General features: G+C 55.1%; 3 protein-coding genes and 1 other RNA gene. 2 read left to right on the top strand and 2 right to left on the bottom strand.

Features of this window, described 5'->3' with window-relative positions:
* Positions 1-51: 51 nt before the first annotated feature.
* Positions 52-486 carry a 50S ribosomal protein L13 gene (gene rplM / locus K8W16_RS08440; protein ID WP_304122707.1) on the bottom strand — a complete coding sequence of 145 codons (435 nt, stop codon included), beginning with the start codon at positions 484-486 and terminating at the stop codon, positions 52-54.
* A 273-nt stretch (positions 487-759) separates the two neighbouring features.
* Between rplM and K8W16_RS08435 the strand changes: the two genes are divergently transcribed.
* Both K8W16_RS08435 and ssrA read left to right on the top strand, forming a co-directional pair.
* On the top strand, positions 760-2,010 hold the full coding sequence (locus tag K8W16_RS08435) for an HD domain-containing protein (RefSeq protein WP_304122706.1): 1,251 nt from the start codon (positions 760-762) through the stop codon (positions 2,008-2,010).
* A 118-nt stretch (positions 2,011-2,128) separates the two neighbouring features.
* Positions 2,129-2,507: a transfer-messenger RNA gene (gene ssrA / locus K8W16_RS08430) on the top strand.
* A 95-nt stretch (positions 2,508-2,602) separates the two neighbouring features.
* Here the strand turns inward: ssrA and K8W16_RS08425 are convergent.
* On the bottom strand, positions 2,603-2,953 hold the full coding sequence (locus K8W16_RS08425; protein ID WP_304122705.1) for a hypothetical protein: 351 nt from the start codon (positions 2,951-2,953) through the stop codon (positions 2,603-2,605).
* Between the last annotated feature and the right edge of the window lie 160 nt (positions 2,954-3,113).

The raw sequence follows: 3,113 nt of genomic DNA, 5'->3' as shown, positions 1-3,113 counted from the left end.
GTCTTGCGGCGGCCGGTACCATAATCAAAAGAGGTAGACATGGCGTGGCTCCTACTTCTCAAAGGTGAGCGGCTTGGGGGCCTGAGCGGCGTGGGGATGTTCGGCGCCCACATAAATCTTCAGTTTCTTCAGCATGGCGCGGCCAAGACGGTTCTTGGGCAGCATGCCGCGAACGGCCTTGCGGAGCACTTCTTCGGGCTTGGTGGCCAGCATCTTTTCAAGGCTGACTTCCTTGAGGCCGCCCACCCAGCCGGAATGGCTGTAGTAGAACTTGTCGTGCATCTTGGTGCCGGTCACGCGGATCTTTTCGCAGTTGATCACGACGATGAAGTCGCCGTTGTCCATGTGAGGGGCAAATTCAGGCTTATGCTTGCCGCGCAGACGATGGGCGATCTGGGTGGCGAGGCGGCCAAGAATCTGATCTTCGGCGTCAACCAGATACCACTGACGGTCGATATCGGCCGGGGTCGGGCTGAAAGTTTTCATGAAAATATCTCCTGTCCCGCAGGGAGCGGAACCGCATGAGTGTGCCGTTGAAGAGGCGTAGTCACAAAAAGGCTTCCCGGCCCGAAGGGCGAAGAAGCACATTCCTCGTTACAGTCGTTCTTTTTCCAAGGGAAACCGGAGACGAGTTGCCCGCAACGGGGAGCCGGCAAAGCGCACCTTGGGAGCGGCTACCAGACCGCCGTTCCCTTGCCAGAACATTCGAAACAAGGTATCTGCCATAAAACGGAAGATTAAGCAAGTGAGGAATCGGCCATGCGGAGCATAAGAAAAAGCCTTCTTCAGTTCATTTTCTCGGGCGCGAACATGCGGCGCTGGAACGACAAGCTCCGGCCCGTGGAACTCTTCGAGCTGGACAAGCAGGCCCATAAAATGATCGCGGCCTTCCTGCTCTGGCAGCAGAACGCGGGAAAACTTTCGGAAGAAGAGCACCGCCGCATGGGCACAGATATTATCGAGGGTGGCATTTTCGATTATTTCTACAGGCTTATCATCACCGATATCAAGCCTCCCGTTTTCTACCGCATCAAGGCCAACAAAGAACATTACGCCGAGCTCACCGCCTGGACACTCAAGGAACTTGAGCCGCGCATCCGCCCGCTGGACGAAGACTTCTGGCAGAGGCTCGTGCATTATCATCAACGGCCCGCAGAGGAAGCAAACCGGCTTTCCGACCGCATCCTGAGCGCCGCGCACATGTATGCTTCACGCTGGGAATTTACCCTCATCGAGCCTCTCAACGCTTTTGATGAGGAAATCAAAGAGATCGGCCCCTCCTTCAATAAAAGGCTCCTGGCTTTGAAGGACGTGGAGGGTGTGAACGAGCTTCTGGCCGGTTCCGGCACAGCCCTTGCCCGCATGGCCAACCTCTGCGGCCAGCTGCGCTTCCAGATACGCTGGGCGCAGACACCGCGCGTGCCTGCGACCTCGGTGCTGGGGCACATGTTCATCGTGGCCGTGTACGCCTATCTTTTCAGCCTGTACCTGGACGGCTGCGCCCAGCGCCGTATCAACGACTTCTACTGCGGCCTGTTCCACGACCTCGCGGAACTGCTCACCCGCGATATCATCACCCCGGTCAAGCGCTCCGTGGCACAGCTACCGGAAATCATCCATCAGTACGAGGATGAGGAGCTGCACAGCAAAATACTCGACCCTCTGGAACAGGAAGGCTACGGCCATATCCGCGAACGGCTGGACTACTATCTCGGCCTTGCCACAAAATCGGAATTCAACGACACCTGCCGCGTCGAGGGCAACACCGTGAAAAAGGAAGGCTTCCTCGCCCTGCAGGAAGGATTCAACCGCGACGCGTATGACCCCAAGGACGGCCAGCTCATCAAGGCCTGCGACACGCTGGCCGCCTTCATCGAGGCCTACAGCTCCATCCATAACGGCATGGGATCCCCCCACCTTTACGAGGCCATGGCAAGGATGCGGCGCGAATGCAGCAACATACGGCTCGGCTCCTTCAGCATGGCCCCGCTTCTGGCCGACTTCGACTGACGAAAAAGGCGTTCCGCCCCCTTTACGAAGCGGCCGTTCGTGCATATATTCATCCTGCCTCGCGCATGATGCGCAGGCCGGTCTTTCTGACCCATGTCAGCAAGGCTCCTTCAGAAATGGGGGCGCATTGGTTTCGACGGGGATGCTGGAAGCCATGGTTGCAGGTCGAGGCGCCGCTGGCCTCGTAAAAAGCGGCAACAAAGTAATTGCCAACAACGATTACGAATACGCCTACGCTGCGTAAGCGGCGGGGCACCCTGACGGCTTAGACCGTCACGCCGAAGCGGCCGACGCCCGATACGTCGCCGAGGCGCCAATCCATCGGGCTGGCGTACGTCTGTTCCTTCCGGGGCGTGCGTGAGACTCTACGGCGGGATAACCGACGGATGCCCGTCTGCGGGCGAGTCCTGAGGCGAAAAGCCATACGCAGACTATACCTGTAGAGGCCTTGCGTGGACCTTTCTCGGACGGGAGTTCGACTCTCCCCGCCTCCACCAAAAAGTCGATACCCCCTCTCGGTTATGGGGTTGAAAAACATGCTCTCCATGCCGCAACACGAAGAAGTTGCGTATGGAGAGCTTTTTCATGTTCCTTAATGTCGTCCGCTTTCCTGAAGTCCGAGATATTGTTCCCTTTTTATCTCCTCTGGAGAAATGGATGAAGAACCGTCGTTCAGAGGGCATTTGCTGTATTCTTCACTTTCATAGTGGGCAAAATGTCGCCGGTGACCACCGACGGACTCATTCCCTCCGCGCAAGAAAAGTGCCCCATAGCATCTTGAACATACAAGATACTTTTTTCCTTGTTGATGAGCATCGGTAAGAGCTCTGCGCAGTCGATGAAATGTCCTTTCTCCTTTGGTCAGATAAAAATCAGCATCTTTATATGTACCATTGATCATATTATAAATATTTATTACTTTTAAGCTTTTATTATAATTCATATTGATGCTCCTGACGCAGAAAAACAATATTATTCTTTTCTTTTGTTCAGAAAAAACATATACGTTCATTCCCCACAGGTAAAGGCCTCGACACTATTCCCTTATATGTCAAACATGTGAAACTCCTTTCCGCAGTCAAGGCAGCGGATTTGCTGTTTTT

This window comes from Mailhella massiliensis (genome assembly GCF_020741395.1).
GTDB classification, from domain to species: domain Bacteria; phylum Desulfobacterota; class Desulfovibrionia; order Desulfovibrionales; family Desulfovibrionaceae; genus Mailhella; species Mailhella massiliensis_A.
The sequence above is the reverse complement of the archived record's forward strand: the minus strand, read 5'-3'. Positions and strand labels throughout refer to the sequence as shown.

Excerpts from the sequence above, each read along its gene's own strand:
- rplM (WP_304122707.1), bottom strand. The coding sequence starts at position 486 with ATGAAAACTTTCAGCCCGACCCCGGCCGATATCGACCGTCAGTGGTAT.
- K8W16_RS08435 (WP_304122706.1), top strand. The coding sequence starts at position 760 with ATGCGGAGCATAAGAAAAAGCCTTCTTCAGTTCATTTTCTCGGGCGCG.
- K8W16_RS08425 (WP_304122705.1), bottom strand. The coding sequence starts at position 2,953 with ATGAATTATAATAAAAGCTTAAAAGTAATAAATATTTATAATATGATC.